18 protein-coding genes are annotated in these 17,299 nt (G+C 51.4%); 10 read left to right on the top strand and 8 right to left on the bottom strand.

Features of this window, described 5'->3' with window-relative positions:
- Positions 1-86: 86 nt before the first annotated feature.
- Entirely contained in the window at positions 87-2,045 is a 1,959-nt protein-coding gene (locus tag DI44_RS02790; RefSeq protein ID WP_033026073.1) for a beta-propeller fold lactonase family protein, read from the top strand.
- 216 nt (positions 2,046-2,261) lie between these two features.
- Here DI44_RS02790 and DI44_RS02795 read toward each other — a convergent pair whose 3' ends face one another.
- Both DI44_RS02795 and yidD read right to left on the bottom strand, forming a co-directional pair.
- The gene (locus DI44_RS02795) at positions 2,262-3,248 is read right to left on the bottom strand and encodes a metal ABC transporter substrate-binding protein (RefSeq protein WP_033026045.1); all 987 of its coding nucleotides are present in this window, start codon (positions 3,246-3,248) and stop codon (positions 2,262-2,264) included.
- Between the two features lie 103 nt (positions 3,249-3,351).
- Positions 3,352-3,597: a membrane protein insertion efficiency factor YidD gene (yidD, locus tag DI44_RS02800; RefSeq protein ID WP_011232336.1), complete on the bottom strand. Its 246-nt coding sequence runs from the start codon at positions 3,595-3,597 to the stop codon at positions 3,352-3,354.
- Positions 3,598-3,810: 213 nt separating this feature from the next.
- Between yidD and DI44_RS02805 the strand changes: the two genes are divergently transcribed.
- Positions 3,811-4,287 carry an S-ribosylhomocysteine lyase gene (locus tag DI44_RS02805; protein WP_011232335.1) on the top strand — a complete coding sequence of 159 codons (477 nt, stop codon included), beginning with the start codon at positions 3,811-3,813 and terminating at the stop codon, positions 4,285-4,287.
- A gap of 22 nt (positions 4,288-4,309) precedes the next feature.
- Here DI44_RS02805 and ytzI read toward each other — a convergent pair whose 3' ends face one another.
- Positions 4,310-4,471 carry a YtzI protein gene (gene ytzI, locus DI44_RS18320; protein WP_080706505.1) on the bottom strand — a complete coding sequence of 54 codons (162 nt, stop codon included), beginning with the start codon at positions 4,469-4,471 and terminating at the stop codon, positions 4,310-4,312.
- A 553-nt stretch (positions 4,472-5,024) separates the two neighbouring features.
- Here ytzI and DI44_RS02810 point away from each other — a divergent pair.
- From DI44_RS02810 to ytkD, 4 genes are all read left to right on the top strand, one after another.
- Positions 5,025-5,465: a Dps family protein gene (locus tag DI44_RS02810; RefSeq protein WP_011232333.1), complete on the top strand. Its 441-nt coding sequence runs from the start codon at positions 5,025-5,027 to the stop codon at positions 5,463-5,465.
- A gap of 153 nt (positions 5,466-5,618) precedes the next feature.
- Complete coding sequence (locus DI44_RS02815) at positions 5,619-6,014, top strand: phage holin family protein (RefSeq protein WP_011232332.1); 396 nt, start codon at positions 5,619-5,621, stop codon at positions 6,012-6,014.
- A gap of 61 nt (positions 6,015-6,075) precedes the next feature.
- Positions 6,076-6,408, top strand: coding sequence for a hypothetical protein (locus tag DI44_RS02820; protein ID WP_011232331.1), 333 nt, complete (start codon positions 6,076-6,078; stop codon positions 6,406-6,408).
- Between the two features lie 58 nt (positions 6,409-6,466).
- Positions 6,467-6,934, top strand: coding sequence for an RNA deprotection pyrophosphohydrolase (gene ytkD, locus DI44_RS02825; RefSeq protein ID WP_033026044.1), 468 nt, complete (start codon positions 6,467-6,469; stop codon positions 6,932-6,934).
- A gap of 115 nt (positions 6,935-7,049) precedes the next feature.
- Here the strand turns inward: ytkD and DI44_RS02830 are convergent, their stop codons facing one another.
- Genes DI44_RS02830 through DI44_RS02840 form a run of 3 tightly spaced genes read right to left on the bottom strand, consistent with a single transcriptional unit; the run spans position 7,050 to position 9,657 of the window.
- Positions 7,050-7,859: an ABC transporter permease gene (locus DI44_RS02830; protein ID WP_033026041.1), complete on the bottom strand. Its 810-nt coding sequence runs from the start codon at positions 7,857-7,859 to the stop codon at positions 7,050-7,052.
- Positions 7,843-8,634: an ABC transporter ATP-binding protein gene (locus DI44_RS02835; protein WP_033026039.1), complete on the bottom strand. Its 792-nt coding sequence runs from the start codon at positions 8,632-8,634 to the stop codon at positions 7,843-7,845. The genes DI44_RS02830 and DI44_RS02835 overlap by 17 nt, the downstream gene beginning before the upstream one ends.
- Positions 8,635-8,652: 18 nt before the next feature.
- Positions 8,653-9,657 (bottom strand): ABC transporter substrate-binding protein, encoded by a 1,005-nt coding sequence (locus DI44_RS02840; RefSeq protein ID WP_033026038.1) that lies wholly within the window; start codon positions 9,655-9,657, stop codon positions 8,653-8,655.
- 291 nt (positions 9,658-9,948) lie between these two features.
- On the opposite strand from DI44_RS02840, the gene DI44_RS02845 reads away from it, so the two are divergent.
- The 3 genes from DI44_RS02845 (at position 9,949) to DI44_RS02855 (ending at position 12,302) form a co-directional block, all read left to right on the top strand.
- Entirely contained in the window at positions 9,949-10,737 is a 789-nt protein-coding gene (locus DI44_RS02845; RefSeq protein ID WP_033026036.1) for a prolyl oligopeptidase family serine peptidase, read from the top strand.
- Between the two features lie 92 nt (positions 10,738-10,829).
- Positions 10,830-11,072: a DUF2584 domain-containing protein gene (locus DI44_RS02850; RefSeq protein WP_033026035.1), complete on the top strand. Its 243-nt coding sequence runs from the start codon at positions 10,830-10,832 to the stop codon at positions 11,070-11,072.
- A gap of 279 nt (positions 11,073-11,351) precedes the next feature.
- Entirely contained in the window at positions 11,352-12,302 is a 951-nt protein-coding gene (locus DI44_RS02855) for an Rpn family recombination-promoting nuclease/putative transposase (protein ID WP_033026033.1), read from the top strand.
- A 272-nt stretch (positions 12,303-12,574) separates the two neighbouring features.
- Here DI44_RS02855 and DI44_RS02860 read toward each other — a convergent pair whose 3' ends face one another.
- Positions 12,575-13,822: an MFS transporter gene (locus tag DI44_RS02860; protein ID WP_033026031.1), complete on the bottom strand. Its 1,248-nt coding sequence runs from the start codon at positions 13,820-13,822 to the stop codon at positions 12,575-12,577.
- An 811-nt stretch (positions 13,823-14,633) separates the two neighbouring features.
- Between DI44_RS02860 and DI44_RS19505 the strand changes: the two genes are divergently transcribed.
- Entirely contained in the window at positions 14,634-15,515 is an 882-nt protein-coding gene (locus tag DI44_RS19505; protein ID WP_025949573.1) for an HEXXH motif-containing putative peptide modification protein, read from the top strand.
- Positions 15,516-15,708: 193 nt separating this feature from the next.
- Here DI44_RS19505 and pckA read toward each other — a convergent pair whose 3' ends face one another.
- Positions 15,709-17,295, bottom strand: a complete 1,587-nt coding sequence (gene pckA, locus DI44_RS02865; RefSeq protein WP_033026029.1) for a phosphoenolpyruvate carboxykinase (ATP) — start codon at positions 17,293-17,295, stop codon at positions 15,709-15,711.
- Between the last annotated feature and the right edge of the window lie 4 nt (positions 17,296-17,299).

Raw genomic sequence — 17,299 nt, 5'->3', positions numbered from 1 at the left:
GCGGCGAATACGATTGAGATTCGCCGCTTTTCTTTGTAAAATTGAGGATGGTTATCATTTTCGTGAAAAAACGGGGGAATATTGAAATGCGAAAATGGTGGTTCGCCGCGGCGATCGCCGCGCTGTTGGCCGGCTGTCAGGACGAAAAGGCATGGCATGAGCAGCCGAAAGTGGTCAGACATGCCCCGGCGCACGGCGACAACATCGCCGTAAGCAGCGACGGGCGCCATGTCTACACCGCCAACATCGATGTGGATACAGTGACAATCATCAACGCGAAAACGAAAACGAAGGAAGCGGAAATTCCCGTCGGCCGCGAACCGCGCCAGCTGGCGCTCAGCCCGGATGGACGGACGCTGTATGTTTCCTGCATGTACGATGATGAAGTGGACGTCGTGTCGCTTGACAAGCGGAAAGTCGTCGACCGTTGGAAAACGGGGATCGAGCCGTTCGGCATCGTCACCAGTCCGGATGGGGCGGAAGTATATGTCGCCAACTACCGCTCGGGCACGGTCTCGGTGTTTGACGCTGAGAGCGGGAAGCGGACGAAAGACATCCAAGCGGGCGATCGGCCGCGGGCGCTGGCGCTGACAGCGGACGGAAGGAAGCTGTACGTGACGCAATATTTGGCGGCCAAAGTCACCGTGATTGACACAAAGAAACGGCGGGCGGTCAAGGAAATCGCCCTCGCCCCGTCGCCGGACAAAGCCGATCGAAAAAAGAGCCAAGGCGTTCCGAACACGCTTGAGCAAATCGTCATCGCCTCGGACGGCAAAAAAGCGTATATTCCGCACTTATTGACGAACATCGATACGCCGATCCAATTTGAGGAAACGGTCTTTCCGGCCATCTCGGTCATTGATGTGACGAACGACGTTGAGTTGCCGGACGAGCGGAAAGAGCTGTTTGCCGCGATCAATGTCACTGATGTTCATAACGAGACGATCATCGTCTCCAATCCGTACGATGTGGCGTTTTCCCCGGACGGCGGCAAAGCGTACGCGGTCATGTCTGGAAGCGAGGACCTCGTCGTCTTTGACTTGCGCCGCGGCGGCAAGGCGACGCAAATTTTGCGACGCATCCACGGCAACAATCCGCGCGGGATCGCGATTTCGCCGGATGGGAAGACGCTTTACGTCCACAACGCCATGAGCCATGATTTGGCCGTGATCAAAACCGGAGGAAAAAGCCCATATGCGAAAGCGAAGCAGGAGAGCGGCACGATCCGCCTCATTGCGAAAGATTCGCTCTCCCCGCTCGTGCGTGAAGGAAAAACGATCTTTTACAGCGCCAACAGCGACGAGTTTGCCATCAACATTACAGGAAACAATTGGATGAGCTGCGCTTCGTGCCATAGCGACGGCGACATCAACGGCTTGACGCTCATGACGGCGAAAGGGCCGCGCAACGTGCCGAGCAATATTTTGGCGACGAAAACCGGGCTGTTTATGTGGGATGGTTCGCGCGACGATTTTACCGACTACATTCATACGGTGCAAGGCGAGATGGGCGGCATGACGGCGATCGACCCGTCCAAGCCGCTGCCGCCGAAAGTCCAGCATATGTTTGACGCCATTCTCGCCTACTTGAACGACCCGCGTTCGTTCCCCGTGCCGAAAAGCCCGTATCGAAAGGCGGACGGCAGCTTGACGGCGGAAGCGAAGGAAGGGGAGCGCCTGTTTAACGGGAAAGGGAATTGCTTAAGCTGCCATGGGGGCGAGTATTTCACCGACAGCGTCAAGGCGGTCGGGCCGGACGGGAAATTGACGACTGCCAATACCGCCTACTTGCACGATATCGGCACGGCCAATCCGAAGGACCGCGCCTCCAAAGGCGACGCCCGCGCCCGGTTCACAAACCCGCGGACGCCCAAACAGTGGGATACGCCGACGCTGCGCGGCGTATGGGCGACAGCCCCGTATTTGCATGACGGCAGCGCGAAAACGATCGAGGAAGCAATCCGGCGCCATCGGACGAAAGAAGTGCAAACATTGACGCCGGGAGAAATTGCGGCCATTGCGGCCTATGTCCGCTCGCTGCAATAGTGAGAGTGATGGGTGAGGAAAAGGGTGCTTTTCTTTCTGCAGGGCAGAAGATCGCACGTCATAAAGGAAGGTGTCCCACGCTCGTTGGGGACACCTTTTTCCTTGTTATTTTGGCCGTACATAGCGCTTATCGTGCATAAACAAACGCCAGAAATAGACGAAGCCGGGAAACAAAATGAGAAAGCCCACGAATCGAAAGAGACAGGCGGTTGTATTTTAATAAAGGGCTTTTTGCAGCACGCGGAGATTCTCGGCCATAAGAGCAAAGTAATCTTTGTGGGCTTTTCGATCTTCATCGGTCAGCGATTCCAAGTTATGCAGACGGAGCGGCTTGGCGCCGATTTCGTTCTGAATCACTTCCGCCGTTTTGGGATGAACATTTTGTTCGAAAATGACATAGCGGATGTGATGCTGTTTGGCTGTCTGGATGAGCTGAGTCAGCTCTTTTTGCGATGGTTCGTTGCTCGGAGAAAGCCCGGAAACGCTCAGCTGTTTGATTCCGTAGCGGTCTTCCCAATATCCGTAGGCTTGATGGGAAACGAGCATCTCTTTTCTGGGAGCTTTCTCCACTGTTGAACGGAATTGCCCGTCAAGGCGCTCGAGTTTCATCTTTAACGTTTCAAAGTTTTGCATAAACAGGTCTTTTTTGTCAGGTTTCAGTTCAATCAGCAAATCGCGGATGTTCTCGGCGATCGCAATGGAGCGGATGGGGTCAAGCCATACGTGAGGATCTTTGTCTCCGTGTTCATGGCCATGTTCTTCCTCATGTCCCTCTCCGTGTTCGTCTTTGTGCCCTTCGCCATGCGCATGCTCCTGTTCATGGTTCGAGTCAAGCAATTCGATGCCGTTTGTAGCAACGAGAAATCGGACATGCTCATGCTGCAGCGTTTCCTGCAGTTTTTCGGCGAACGGTTCCATCCCGTGGCCAATGTAAATGAAGGCGTCCGCATCGGCAATCTGCTGCACGGTTTTGGTTGTCGGTTCGAACGTATGGGCTTCCACTCCCGGCGGGTAAACGCTTTTGACGTTCACGGCGTCGCCGCCGATTTTTTTCGTAAAGTCTTCAAGCGGATAGACGGTTGTATAAATCGTTAGCTGATCGTTCGATGTTTGGCCCTCTTTTGTTTCTGGCTTCGATTGACAGCCGTATAGCAAGGCGCTCGTCGCCAAAAGGAAAGACAAAATGATGGACGTTGCTCTCATGTTGAACTCCTTTCTGGAATCAAGATGTCCGCATTTATTATATCGTAATCATTACGATTTACAAGATCGATCATACAAAAAAATAAAGCAAATGGCAAGGCCATTAAGTGATTTTGTTTCTTTTCGCGTGTTCTGATGATTCAGGAACGGGATCAAAACCGCCCGGATGGAACGGATGGCATTTCAAAATGCGCTTCGCCGTCAGCCATCCCCCTTTTATGGCGCCAAAGCGCCGGATCGCTTCGATGCCATAGTTCGAGCAGGTCGGATAAAAGCGGCATGTCGGCGGCTTGAGCGGAGAAAGGAAGCGTTGATAAAAGCGGATGCACCAAATCAGCCATTGGCCCATGCCCAGTTCTCCTTTCTGTGATCATCATGATTACAATAGAACAAACCTTTCTTTTGTTCAAGCAAAACGACTGTCGTTCGCTCGGAATGGGGGCGCTCGCCCAGACCTTGCTTTTTGGGCATAGACGCCAAGCGAGAGGCAAAAAAGATGCGGGACGCCCCTCGTTTTGGTTATGATAAAGAAAGAGGATCAAAATAGCTAGGAGTGATTGACATGCCTTCACCGGTGGAAAGCTTTGAATTGGACCATTGCGCGGTCAAAGCGCCGTACGTTCGGCATTGCGGCGTTCACAAAGTCGGCAGTGACGGCGTCGTCAATAAGTTTGACATTCGCTTTTGCCAGCCGAACAAAGAAGCGATGGACCCGGCCGCGATTCATACGCTCGAACATCTGTTGGCGTATACGCTGCGCCGACATGCGGCCAAATATGATCATTTCGATATTATCGACATCTCGCCTATGGGTTGCCAAACCGGGTTTTATCTTGTCGTGAGCGGCTCGCCGACCGTGGACGAGATCATTGATTTGTTGGAAGAAGCCATGAAGGACGCGCTCGCCGCGACGGAAGTGCCAGCCGCGACCGAGCGGCAATGCGGCCAAGCGAAGCTGCATGATCTAGAGGCGGCCAAACAGCTGATGCGCTTTTGGCTTTCGCAAGAGAAAGAAGAGTTGAAAAAGGTGTTTGGTTGATGAACAAGCCAGCCCCGCGCCGCTACTGCGGCTGCTTCGGGCCGGCTTGTTGTTCGCCGCCGCGTTCATTCGGGAGCGGATCGACCGTATGCTTGTAGGCATACGCTTTGGACGTCGTGACGACCGCCAGCGCAAGAACGACAGCGGCGATGATGAGGCAAACGATCAAGGTCCAGTACATCATGACGCCCGCCTTTTTTCTTTTTATTATACCATATCTGGCAGAGCTGGCGTTCATATTTCCGGTGAAATCGGGCAAGCTATCCATCGACACGTTTTCCATGTTTCATCTCTATTTCGCGCAGGAGACTCCCACTCAACGACCAAAGGGAGTAAGTGGGAGAGGAATGCGCGTTCCCCCTTTCTTTTGTGTATGATAGAATAAAGACGTGGAGAAAACCGTTCAATAAAGGCACTCCAATAACGGCTGCTCGATGGATGGAGTTGGTTGCAGGAAACGTTGCAACCGTCAAACATCGAGCGTAGGTCTGTCTGTTGTGTGTGGAAGCCAAGTACTGCCAACAGACACACCGAGAGAATCGGTAACGATGCAGGCATGACCTGCGTCGTTGGGTAGTTGTCAACCTGCCCCCTGATGCAACCCCAAGTCAAGGAAGGAGGACGAAGTCCGCTCGCACTTCTGGGGAGTTGCAAGCCCCCACTTCAAGCGTTAGCTAAGTGGGGGTAGTTGACCAACAAGCCAGCTGGGTACAAGAACCATGAGGAGGAGTGAGAGGATGACAACTCGACTGATCGATCTTGTCAACAAGCAAATCGCCAACTGGACTGTGTTGTACGTGAAATTGCACAACTATCATTGGTATGTCACCGGGCCGCAGTTTTTCACGCTGCATGAAAAATTCGAAGAGCTGTACAACGAAGCCGCGACCCACATTGACGCACTGGCCGAGCGGCTGTTGGCCTTGGGTGGCAAGCCTGTGGCGACGATGAAAGACTGCCTCAAGCAGGCGTCCGTCAAAGAAGCAGCCGGGACGGAAACGGCGGAGCAAATGGTCGCTTCGATTGTCGGCGACTTTGAAACGATGATCGGCGAATTGAAAGAAGGCATGCAGCTGGCGGATGAAGTGAACGATGAAACGACGGGGGATATGCTGCTTGGCATTCATCGCAGCTTGGAAAAACACGTCTGGATGTTGAAATCGTTCTTAGGACGATAAGAATAAGGAGGCTGTCCTCAGGCCGGGGGACGGCCTTTTGCTTCGTCCTTTCTTTGTCGAAAAAGGGCGATTTTTTAGGGAATGCGCCGCGCCGCGTTCTCCCCTCCGGGCATACGATAGTTATGCGTATCCTATGTTCAAGGAGGGGGGAGCGTGAACAAGCCGATCCCGATGGTTGCCGTGTCGCTGTTCGGTTCGTTTTTGTCGCTGTTTGTCGGCAGCGTGGACTCATTTGTCGTGATTTTGCTTGCTTTGGTCATTGTCGACTACCTCACCGGCATCGCCGCCAGCGCGGTTGAAGGCAAGCTATCAAGTCAAGTCGGCTTTCGCGGCATCATCCGCAAACTGTTGATTTTCATTCTGGTGGCGGCATCGCATCTCGTCGATTTGGCCATTGGATGGAACATGCATGTCATCCGCGATGCGATCATTTTTTTCTATATCGCCAATGAGTTTATCTCGATTGTGGAAAACGCCGGCCGGGCGGGCGTTCCGATCCCGTCCGTGCTGCGCAAGGCGATCGAGCTGTTGAAAGATGAAATAAAATGAGCATAGTTTTCCCCGATTGCCCCACACTAAGCAAAAAGAGCAAAAGAAGGAGTGGACGAAGGTGGCAGACGAACGAAAAAAGACGTATTACGTCTCGATGGCAACCGGAGAAATCTCGCAGTTGAAAACCGCTTCGCCGTGGGACTTCCAAATTGAAGCAACGGATGAGGAAATCACCCAGCTGCGCGAATATTTTGATCAAAATTATTCGACCGACTGGCAGGCGTTTTGGCGCACCCATGTGCCGTACATCCAATACCATTATGATCGGGAAAACGATGCTTACGACCGGACGTTGACGAAAATTTATGAAATGATTTACCGCCTCGGCAACGAGGAGGCGAAGGAGCATATCCGCTCGCTCGGCATCCTTCCTGACGAAAAAGAAGAGTAAACGCCGCGAGTCGAGCGGCGTTTTTCTGTATAATGGGGAGAGGAAAGGGGAGAGTCTGATGCATGAATTTCGCGATTACTACGGACATCGCGTTCGGCTGGCCTTTTCGAATCATCCGTTTTCCCCCTCCCCCGGGCATGTATGGGTCATTTGCCGCTATGGCGGGCGATGGCTGTTGACGGATCATCCGCGCCGCGGCCTTGAGTTTCCCGGCGGCAAGGTGGAAGAAGGGGAAACAGCGGCGGAAGCCGCGGCCCGCGAAGTGATGGAAGAAACGGGGGGAATCGTCGGCCGGCTCGAATACATCGGCCAATATGAAGTGGAGCCCGATATCGTGAAAAACATGTATTTTGCCGACATCGCTGCGCTCGTCGAGCGGGGGTCGTATTTGGAAACGAACGGCCCGGTGCTGCTTGAGGCGCTGCCGGATGACATCCGCGCCGATCAGCGTTTCAGCTATTTCATGAAAGATGACGTGCTTTCACTGGCGCTTGCCAAGTTGAAACAGCGCGGGCTGATCGATTGAAAAGGGGCGCCGATCGGCGGCTCCCGAAGATGGGCTTCCCAAAAGCGGCGGATGCCGGCTCATTGGGACGACAGGAATGAAACGAGACGCCCGTCAACATTCGGCGAGCGTCCCGCTAGCGGCGGTTTCCCCATTTTTTTTCGATCAAGGCGACAAGCTGATACATAACGGTCGACAGCAAGGCGACGATGAGCAGGCTCATCAACACAAGCGTGAAGTTGAACACTTGGAAGCCGTAAATGATTAAATACCCAAGCCCTTGTTTCGAGACGAGAAACTCGCCGGTGATGACGCCGACCCAAGCGAGGCCGACGTTTACTTTCAACGTCGAAATGATCGCCGGGAACGACGCCGGCAGCACCGCCTCTTGAAAGCATTGGTAGCGGGTGGCGCCGAACGTCCGCAATACTTTCAAATAGTTCGGATCGACCTCTTGGAACGCCGAATAGACGACGATCGTCGTGATGATGATGGAGATGACGACGCCCATGGCGATGATGGACGTAAATCCCGGTCCAAGAGCGACGATCAAAATCGGCCCGAGGGCGACTTTTGGCATGGCGTTGAACACGACCAAATACGGATCGAGCGTTTTCGCCAGGCGCGGAAACCACCAAAGAAGCGCGCCAATCAGCGCCCCGCCGGCTGTGCCGATGAAAAATCCAAGCAGGGTCTCAAACAGCGTCGCCCATGTATGGGCGAACAGAGAGTGGTCGCTCATTTTTTCGACAAACAGCTTGGCGATGGCGGATGGAGAGCTAAATAGAAGGGGATCGACCCAATGGAAGCGGCTTGCCGCTTCCCAGACGGCGAAAAAGGCGACAAGCAGCACCGTCTGCCAAAGGCGGATGATCCGCTGTTCTTTGCGCAAGACGGTGAGGTATTCTGTGTGCAGCGCTTCAATGCGTTCATTGGGCGGATTCAAGGGCCTCCATCTCCTTCCAAATGGATTGAAAGAGCGCCGGAAACGATGGCTGCTGGCGGGCGGCAAGCGGCGGGCGGCCGCGCAGTTCATCCGGGATGACAAACGTCCGCACAAGGCGCCCAGGGCGCGGTGAAAACAAGAAAATGCGGTCGCTCATGGCGATGGCTTCTTCGATGTCATGGGTGACGAGCACCGCTGTTTTTTCGTATTGTTTTAACGTCTTCCAAACGAGTTCTTCCAGTTTCAGCTTTGTTTGTTGATCGAGGGCGGAAAACGGTTCATCAAGCAAAAGCAGCTTCGGGTCGGTCGCCAACGTGCGCACGAGCGCCGCACGCTGGCGCATGCCGCCGGACAGCTGGCTCGGGTAATACGACTCGACGCCGGCTAGGCCGATCTCCGCCAGCAGAGCGAGCGCCCGTTCTTTGGTTTGAGCAGTTAGCGTTCTAGTCATTTTTAAGCCGAGAAGGATGTTTTCTTCGATCGTTTTCCATGGGAATAGGTAGTCTTGCTGAAGCATGTAGCCGACCGCGCGCCGCGCCGTCGGCGCGGCCGTTCCGCTCGGCCAAATCGGTTGGCCTTCGATGTGGACCGCCCCTTCCGTCGGCTCAATCAGCCCAGCGATGATCGACAAAAGCGTCGTTTTGCCGCAGCCGCTTGGGCCGAGAAAGGAGACAAATTCTCCTTTCTCGACGGACAGCGACACGTCATCGAGCGCAGTGACAGCGGTCGTTTTCGTCAAATACGTATGCGAAAGGCGGTCGATCGAAAGAAACATGACGTTCACCCGCTTTCGTCAATCGTTCATCGCTTTTTTGGCAAACGACGAATCGACAAGCGTATTCAGGTCGATGCGCTTCGGCAGCTCGCCGGCTTCGGCCATAATGTCTTGCAAGTGGTTCCATTCTTCTTCATCCAAAATCGGATCGGTCGCGTAGGTCCCTTGGCTTTTGTACCGGTCGACGACTTTTTCGATCAAAGCCAAATCGGTGTCTTTGAAATACGGCTGAATAGCTTTCGCGATCTCGGCGGCGCTGTGCGATTCGACCCATTGCTGCGCTTTGTAGATCGCGCGCGTAAATTTTTCAATGACGTCTTTGTTCGCTTTGATGTAGCTTCGTTTCGCCATATACGACGTGTACGGCACGCGCCCGGATTCGGTGCCGAATGAAGCGACGATATAGCCTTTTCCTTCTTGTTCAAAAATGCTCGCCGTCGGTTCAAACAGCTGGACGAAATCGCCCGTCCCGCTCGCAAAGGCGTTGGCGATATTGGCGAAATCAACGTTTTGGATCAGCTTCAAATCTTGATGCGGGTCAATGCCGTGTTTTTTCAGCACAAACTCGCCGACCATTTGCGGCATGCCGCCTTTCCGTTGGCCGAGGAACGTGCTTCCTTTCAGCATCTCCCATGTAAAGTGGTCGATTTTCTCGCGGGAAACAAGAAACGTCCCGTCGGTTTGCGTGAGCTGCGCGAAATTGATGACCGGATCGTCCGTCCCTTGCGCATAGACATAAATGGATGTTTCCGAGCCGACAAGGGCGATGTCCGCGCCGCCGGAAAGCAGCGTCGTCATCGTTTTGTCGCCGCCCCATGTCGTCGTCAGTTCGACATCCAGCCCCTCTTCTTGAAAGAAGCCTTTTGCCAGGGCGACGTACTGCGGCGCGTAAAAAATCGAGTGCGTCACTTCGGCGAGCCGCACTTTTTTGAGCGGCTTTTCGCTTTGGCCCCCGTCATTCGTGCAGGCGGAAAGCGGCAAAAGCAAGAGAAGCGAGCATAACCATACGGCCCATTTTTTCATGTTCGTTAACCCCCTTGGTTCGCATGCGGTAAACCGTGGTTTCACCTTATCGTATGCACGCAGCAAAAATGTGTGAATGCCTAGAAAAAATGGGCGGTCAGCCGAGAACGGGCGGCGGTCGGGACGCTCCTCGCGCTCCAGGGCTTTTTCAAGATGACGCTCGGCCAAGGGGAGGCATGCAAGAGCGGCGAGGCAGTCGGACATCCCCACTTGTCCTAATGAAAGAAGGCGTTGGGGGATGATGACGGGTGGTTCGCATCATCTGTTTTCGCATAGGAAGGAGGCAGGCGTATGGACGGGGACATCATCGACCAATACCGGTTTCCGTCGCCGCATCCGGGAATCGATGTGTTCTTTGTCACCTATATGTCCCAAGGGCTGAAGGTGAAAGGATTTTTAGCGGCGCCGAAACAAAATAAGGTGTATGACGGCTTCTTGTATTTGCGCGGCGGGATTAAAAATGTGGGGCAGGTGCGAGTGCCGCGCCTTGTCCAATTCGCTTCGCAAGGGTTTGTCGTCTTCGCTCCGCTTTACCGCGGCAATGGGGGTGGAGAAGGAAACGAAGATTTCGCCGGCGACGACCGTTATGACGCGCTCGCTGGGTTTTATCTCCTTCGCCGCCATCCGCTCGTCCATCCCGGGCGCGTTCACATGTTCGGCTTCTCCCGCGGCGGGGCGATGGCGCTCCATGCCGCCCTAATGGCCGAGGGGGTCTGTTCGGTGGCGGTCTGGGGAGGGGTGGCGGATCTGGAGCTTACGTATTGGGAGCGGCCTGACTTGCGGCGAATGATGAAGCGCGTCATCGGCGGGACGCCGAACAAATGCCCGGAGCGCTACCGGCATCGAACCCCGCTTTATTATCTCGAGCGGCTCCAAGCCCCGGTGCTCATCATCCACGGCGGGCGCGATGAGAACGTATCGATTGAGCACGCCTATCGGCTTGAGCGGCGGCTGAAGCAGCTCGGCAAACCGGTCACGGCTTGGTACTTCCCTGAGTTCACCCACTATTTTCCGCCGCAAGCCAATCGCGAGACGGTGCAAAGGCTCACGGAATGGATGAAACAACAGCCGACGATGTGATACGATACAACTAGAGGGGCGGCTGCGTGCGCCGCTCGGGTGGCGGCGCGGCCGCCAACGAATCGATGGGGTGCCAAGGAGGTTGGAATCATATGGGCATGCCGATGGAGCTGCAGACGGTCATTGTGACAAAAGGAAAGGAACAGCGCGTTCAAGGAAATGTGTTTGTGTTGAAAAAAGAAGGCTACCGCTTGTATCCGCTTGACGTGCCGCTTGAAGTGCGCCGGACGGTGCAAAGCGAAGCGAGCGGCGTTGCGGTCGTGAGAAAGCTTGAGTGGAAAGACAGCCGGACGACGGTGACGTATGAGCTCGTCAGCCTGTATTCGACGAATTGAACGAGGCTGCACACCACGAAGCGGCTGAATGAGAGCTGAACGGGTTCATCGGACAGGAGCGCAAACGGAAGAACGGTTTGCGCTCTTGGCTCAAGTTTTTTCCGTCTATAGTTAACTTGTGGCGTCAGGCCGATTCAGACAAGCATAAAAATAGCCTTTGCTTGAGGACTTCCTGTGCGACGTTTGATCATACCATAAAAAAGTAGGGGGGAGGAGAAGGAGTTTGGCCGCGGAGAGCGAATATCATACGATGAATTCGATGCCGCAAGGAGGGAAAACGTGGCGAAAAAGCGAATCGATCACGACCGGTTGTTCAAGGAGCTGCTGTCGACGTTTTTCGAAGACTTTTTGCTTCTTTTCTTTCCTGACGTGTACGAGCACATCGACGTTCACCATCTCTCTTTCCTCTCCGAAGAGCTGTTCACCGACGTGACAGCCGGGGAGAAGCACCGCGTCGACTTGTTGGTCGAAACAAAGGTAAAAGGGGAAGACGGGCTCGTCATCGTTCACGTCGAACATCAAAGCTATAAGCAGCGGACGTTCCCCGAGCGAATGTTCCTCTACTTCAGCCGCTTGTTTCAAAAACACCGCCGCCGCATCCTCCCGATTGCCATCTTCAGCTACGACGAACGCCACGACGAACCTTCCTCATTGATGATTCAATTTCCATTTTTGACGGTTCTTGACTTCCGCTTTCTGACGGTGGAACTGCGCAAACTGCCGTGGCGCGAGTACATCCGCCGTGACAATCCGGTTGCCGCCGCCTTGTTAAGCAAAATGGGGTATAATGAAAGCGAGAAGGTGGAAGTGAAAAAGGAGTTTTTGCGCATCCTAGTCCGCCTCGAGCTCGATGAGGCGAAGCAGCGGCTGTTGTTTGGGTTTTTTGAAACGTATTTGCGGTTGTCCGAAGCGGAGGAAATCCAACTGCGAAACGAGGTGAGCCAAATGGAGACGAAGGAAGCGAAACAAGTGATGGAGCTCATCATCTCATACGAACAGCGGGGAATCGAGAAAGGCATTCAACAAGGAGTCAAACAAGGAATCGAACAAGGGTTGAAACAAGGAATAAAGCAAGGGATGAAGCAAGGGATTGAACAGGGACGCCAAAAAGGGATCGAGGAAGGGAAAATCGACATCGCGAAGAAAATGTTGGCGAAAGGGTACGATGTCGACACGATCCACGAGCTGACCGGGCTGCCGGCGGAAAAGATTGAACAGCTGAAGAAGTAAACCCGCCTTCGCGTTGTCGTCGACCTCCAATCATGCCAAAACCCCGGGGGATCGACGACAATCATTTTATGCGTTCGAACCTTACGGCCATCGAGGGTAAAGTCTATTGACAGAATTTGTCGGCGACGTTCATCGTCCCGATTGGCGTTTTGATTCTAATGTTGAAAAGGCAGGAGCGCAAACAATCCTTCGGTTTGCACTCTGCCATATGATGAAGCAAGACTGATTTCTTTGCTTTGTTCTGAAATAAAGTGATCATTTACAGAGGGAGCTCACAAAATAGTTCCCGTGATTTCTCCTTTTTGGTTCTCCTTATAACTCCAGATTTTCCGCTGACGGTAGCTGATCCAGCCGCTGATCAAAAAGCAGCAAACAGACAAATAAAACGAAAAGCGAATCCCGTAAACATCGGCTATAAAGCTCATCAATAAGGCGGAAATCCCGAACGTTACGGAACTAATGACTCCCTGCACGGAAAAAACATGAGGCAGCGCGTCCATCCGGGCATTTTTTTGCAAAATCGTCTGAAGGCAAATCACCTTCCATTGTTCGATGATCCCGTACAGGGCGGAATACAGAAGCGCCAACGCACCGTGCGTCGTTGTGCCAAATAACAGTGTGACAATAGCGATACAAAACGGGCCAAACAATACAAAAAATTGCTGGTTTTTTTCAACCGATTGACTAAACGTAACGCTTAACAATCCCCCTATCACCATGCCGCCAAAGAAAACAGAGTTAATATATCCCCACCATTCCTCTCCTACATGTAATTGTTCTTTCACATAAATATAAAGGATGGCCGAAATCCAGACGCCATTTCCGATTCCTTCAAAAAATGACATGAAGCTAATCGATTTCGCGTGCACATTTCTCCACGTGTATTCCCATCCTAGACGGATCGAAAGGAGAAAGTTCTTTAGGCCTTTGTCTTGGACCGTATTCTTCTTTGTATGTTCTTGTATAGGCAACAGAAACATGAGAATGCTTGAAACGATATAGAACAATAAGGTGATATGGATTAAAAGGAACGGCGATCCCGCACTGACAATCAAACTCCCGATCGGCCATGCGCTAAGTTTGATAAATTGGTCTAACGTGTTTAAAAAACTGTTGGCTTTCAAGATTTCCTCCTTGGAAACGATAAACGGAACGAGGGAGTTTTTAATCGGATTATTGATCCCGTCTAAAAAAGCGATCAATGATACAAAAACGTAAACGATTGCAATGTGATGTTCCGCACCCCATTGCAAAAACAGCGAGAGAAAAAGCAGCAGAAATGTTTTACACAGTTGTCCGTAGGACAGTAACGTTTTTTGTTTATAGTTTTCAAAAAATATCGGTGCGACGATTCCACTAATAAATAACGACAATGTAACGAAAAAAGGGACTAAGGTGGCAGCCATGGCTTTCGATGTCAAATGATATAGGCAAGAGACAACGGAAACAATGTAGAACACATCTCCGAAATTCGCGAAAGATTGTCCGATCCAAAGGAAATGAAATGGTTTCTTTTTCATGACCTCAATCCTCTCTTTGATCATCGAAACGATTGGTAATGGAATCGTAAACACGAACCAAAAGCCAGCTCTTCAGTTTTTGATAAAACGAGCTTTTTGTCGCGCCCCTAAGAGAGGAGGCGAAAGAAAGCGGATGGATTTTCAACAATTTCCTAAAGGCGAATGGATATACTGAAGCAATGGAAGCCTCCCCCTTATTCTGTTTAGAGTCCATTTTTATTCCTATGGTGCTGGTTGAGCATCAGCGCTCAACTAGCACCACAGGTATAGAATAATTTTATTTTTTTGATTGTTGTAATTATACATTTTTTTGTTAAAATGGCAATGAATACAAATAGAAGGAGGTGTTATTCCATGAATAAAAAGCATGTCGAAAATATTAAACGTTATGTTGAACATTATTTAAAAAGTAATGCACAAATGTCTCTTGTAGTACAACCACTTAGAATGCAAATTCATTTGACAAAGTAGTTTGTTCAATTTATGAAAAAAATGGGGCTAGTTGATCGCTAAAACTCAACTAGCTCCAGGAACATCGCGAAAAGTCCAACCTCGACGGTTACGACCCATGGGAAGGGGAGCGCTCCTTCACCCGTGGGGACATCACCCAAGAGCCTAAAATGGCCTCAAAACTGTCGAACTCGGGTGAAAGATGTACTTGACTTTTAGGAACAAACATGATATTGACCCTCCCAGTTGAACAAAATAACAAAAAATGGAAATTGATCTTTTTGACGTTATGAAAAACGTTTTTTGTCAAGTGTATTTTGTGGTGAAGAGCCATAAATATACCGTGAATAGGGGGAGTAGTATGTCAAGTATAGTTCAGACAGAATCAAAAATCTTTTTACCATTTCTGCATAAATCACACATTATCGAGAATATCGAGATTCTAAAAAATTATGTCGAGCAGGAAAGTGGAAAGAAATTCCCATTAGGTGTCACGTTAAAAGAGAAATATTTTGAAGCCATAAATTATATTCAAGATGTTCCTGTTCCATACTCAAACGAAAAAATACATGTTACATATTTTGATAAAACATTGCAAAATAAATTACTTAGTTTGGGTATGATTGACAAAGAGGATTTGGAAAACGATAAACACATTTATTCACAACAAGAGCAAGAAGTAATTACTGATAGAATTGAAAAAGCATTAAAGTTGATCAAAGTATTGCATAATGATTTGTATGATTTAATTAATACACTTATTGGTACCTTTTTGATTTTAAAAAAAGATTTGTTTGGTGGAGGATCAGTGTCCAATGTTATGGGATTAGTATGGTTAAACCCTCAATCTGATTGGTCAATCATTGAATATGCAGAGGCCATTTATCATGAGTTTATCCACCAAAGTATCTTCTTGGATGATATGATTAACTGTATGTTTCCTAATGCTAATGAATGTGCAAAAGAAGAAGCTCTAGTTACATCAACCATCTTGAAAATCAAAAGGCCTTTAGACAGAGCATATCATGCTGCTGGAGTTTCTATAGGAATTATGCATCTTTATCACTTGTTTAATGATTCTAAAAATTCTGAGAAGTATATGGATGATTTGCGGAAAACAGTTGAAGAAATAGAGGCAAGAACACAATTCTTGGGGGAACAGGGAGTAAAAACTTTAGAAATCATGCGCAAGTTCATTAATCATCCATCTTTTGATGACATTACGTATTCCTTACAGAACTAATGGCCATTGCGACAAATGAAAACACAGAAGCCCATTGCGTTTGATCGAGTCCGGTTGTTTTGAGGTTGTTTGAGGCGAATGAAACGGATCGACGTACAGAAATGCTTAAGGATTCAGTGTCGGAGTCCAAAGCAAAGGAAAGAAATAAAAAACAGCCGGACAGGGAACGGTTCCCTGTCCGGCTGGGTTCTTGTTAAACGAGCGGTCCGCCGAGTTTTTCGATGGACGGATCGATGTGGGCGAATTTTTGGAAGTTGGCGCGGAATTTTTGCGCTAGCTCTTTTGCTTTTTGTTCGTATGCTTGTTTGTCGGCCCATGTGTTTTGCGGCTGCAGGACGTCATCGGGCACGCCCGGGACGTGCGCCGGGATGGCGAGGCCGAAAATCGGATCTTTGACTGTTTCGACGTTGTCGAGCTCCCCTTCGACGGCGGCTTGCACCATCGCTCGGGTGTAGGCGAGCTTCATGCGGCTGCCGACGCCGTACGCCCCCCCTGTCCAACCGGTGTTGACCAAAAAGACGCGGACGTTGTGTTCAGCGATTTTTTGCCCGAGCATTTCCGCGTACTCGACGGCCGGGCGCGGCAAAAACGGTGCGCCAAAGCACGTTGAGAACGTTGCTTCCGGTTCGGTGACGCCGCGTTCGGTGCCGGCGAGCTTGCTTGTGTAGCCGCTTAAGAAATGGTACATCGCTTGTTCGCGCGTCAGCTTGCTGATCGGCGGCAGGACGCCGAACGCATCGGCTGTCAAAAACACGATCGTGGACGGATGGCCGGCGACGCTCGGGTCGATGATGTTTTGGATCGCCTGAAGCGGGTAGGCGGCGCGTGTGTTTTCCGTCAGCGTGCCGTCGTCGTAATTCGGCACCCGCGTCGCGTCATCGAGGACGACGTTTTCGAGCACCGCGCCGAAGCCGATGGCGTCAAAAATTTGCGGCTCTTTCTCGCGCGATAGGTTGATGCATTTCGCATAGCAGCCGCCTTCGATGTTGAAAATGCCGCGGCTTGACCAGCCGTGTTCATCATCGCCGATCAAGCGGCGGTTCGGGTCGGTCGAGAGCGTCGTTTTTCCCGTTCCCGACAAGCCGAAAAAGAGGGCGACGTCGCCTTCCTGGCCGACGTTGGCCGAGCAGTGCATCGGCAGGATGCCTTGTTCCGGCAGCAAATAGTTCATCACCGAGAAAATCGATTTTTTCATTTCGCCGGCATACTCGGTGCCGCCGATCAACACGGTGCGCCGTTCAAACGAGATGATGATGAACGCTTCCGAGCGCGTGCCGTCGACTTTCGGGTCGGCTTTAAAGTTCGGCGCGCAAATGACGGTGAATTGCGGCTCATGCACGGCGAGCTCTTCGACGTTCGGCCGAATGAACAGCTGATGGACGAACAAGTTGTGCCAGGCGAATTCGTTGACGACTTGAATCGGCAGCCGGTATTTCGGATCGGCGCCGGCAAAGCCTTTAAACACGAACAGTTCATCTTTCTTCATTAAATAGTCGAGCACTTTGTCGTACAGTTTATCAAACGTCTCCGGAGACATCGGCTGGTTGACCGCTCCCCAGTCGATCGTTTGCTTCGTTGACGGTTCTTCGACGATGTATTTGTCTTTCGGCGACCGCCCTGTGTACTTGCCGGTCGTGACCGCGACGGCTCCGGTGTGCGTCAGCCGTCCTTCGTTCCGCTGCAGGACTTTCTCGACGAGCTCGGCGACGGACAGTTGATGATGCACGTACGGTTTTTGCAGCAATACATCAAGCTTATTCGTCATGTTTGCGATCCCCATATTC

Source organism: Geobacillus sp. CAMR5420 (assembly GCF_000691465.1).
Classification (GTDB): domain Bacteria; phylum Bacillota; class Bacilli; order Bacillales; family Anoxybacillaceae; genus Geobacillus; species Geobacillus thermoleovorans.
Note: the sequence above shows the minus strand (reverse complement) of the source record. Positions and strands in the feature narration are given on the sequence as shown.

Excerpts from the sequence above, each read along its gene's own strand:
- DI44_RS02790 (WP_033026073.1), top strand. The coding sequence starts at position 87 with ATGCGAAAATGGTGGTTCGCCGCGGCGATCGCCGCGCTGTTGGCCGGC.
- DI44_RS02795 (WP_033026045.1), bottom strand. The coding sequence starts at position 3,248 with ATGAGAGCAACGTCCATCATTTTGTCTTTCCTTTTGGCGACGAGCGCC.
- yidD (WP_011232336.1), bottom strand. The coding sequence starts at position 3,597 with ATGGGCCAATGGCTGATTTGGTGCATCCGCTTTTATCAACGCTTCCTT.
- DI44_RS02805 (WP_011232335.1), top strand. The coding sequence starts at position 3,811 with ATGCCTTCACCGGTGGAAAGCTTTGAATTGGACCATTGCGCGGTCAAA.
- ytzI (WP_080706505.1), bottom strand. The coding sequence starts at position 4,471 with ATGATGTACTGGACCTTGATCGTTTGCCTCATCATCGCCGCTGTCGTT.
- DI44_RS02810 (WP_011232333.1), top strand. The coding sequence starts at position 5,025 with ATGACAACTCGACTGATCGATCTTGTCAACAAGCAAATCGCCAACTGG.
- ytkD (WP_033026044.1), top strand. The coding sequence starts at position 6,467 with ATGCATGAATTTCGCGATTACTACGGACATCGCGTTCGGCTGGCCTTT.
- DI44_RS02835 (WP_033026039.1), bottom strand. The coding sequence starts at position 8,634 with ATGTTTCTTTCGATCGACCGCCTTTCGCATACGTATTTGACGAAAACG.
- DI44_RS02840 (WP_033026038.1), bottom strand. The coding sequence starts at position 9,657 with ATGAAAAAATGGGCCGTATGGTTATGCTCGCTTCTCTTGCTTTTGCCG.
- DI44_RS02845 (WP_033026036.1), top strand. The coding sequence starts at position 9,949 with ATGGACGGGGACATCATCGACCAATACCGGTTTCCGTCGCCGCATCCG.
- DI44_RS02850 (WP_033026035.1), top strand. The coding sequence starts at position 10,830 with ATGGGCATGCCGATGGAGCTGCAGACGGTCATTGTGACAAAAGGAAAG.
- DI44_RS02860 (WP_033026031.1), bottom strand. The coding sequence starts at position 13,822 with ATGAAAAAGAAACCATTTCATTTCCTTTGGATCGGACAATCTTTCGCG.
- DI44_RS19505 (WP_025949573.1), top strand. The coding sequence starts at position 14,634 with ATGTCAAGTATAGTTCAGACAGAATCAAAAATCTTTTTACCATTTCTG.
- pckA (WP_033026029.1), bottom strand. The coding sequence starts at position 17,295 with ATGGGGATCGCAAACATGACGAATAAGCTTGATGTATTGCTGCAAAAA.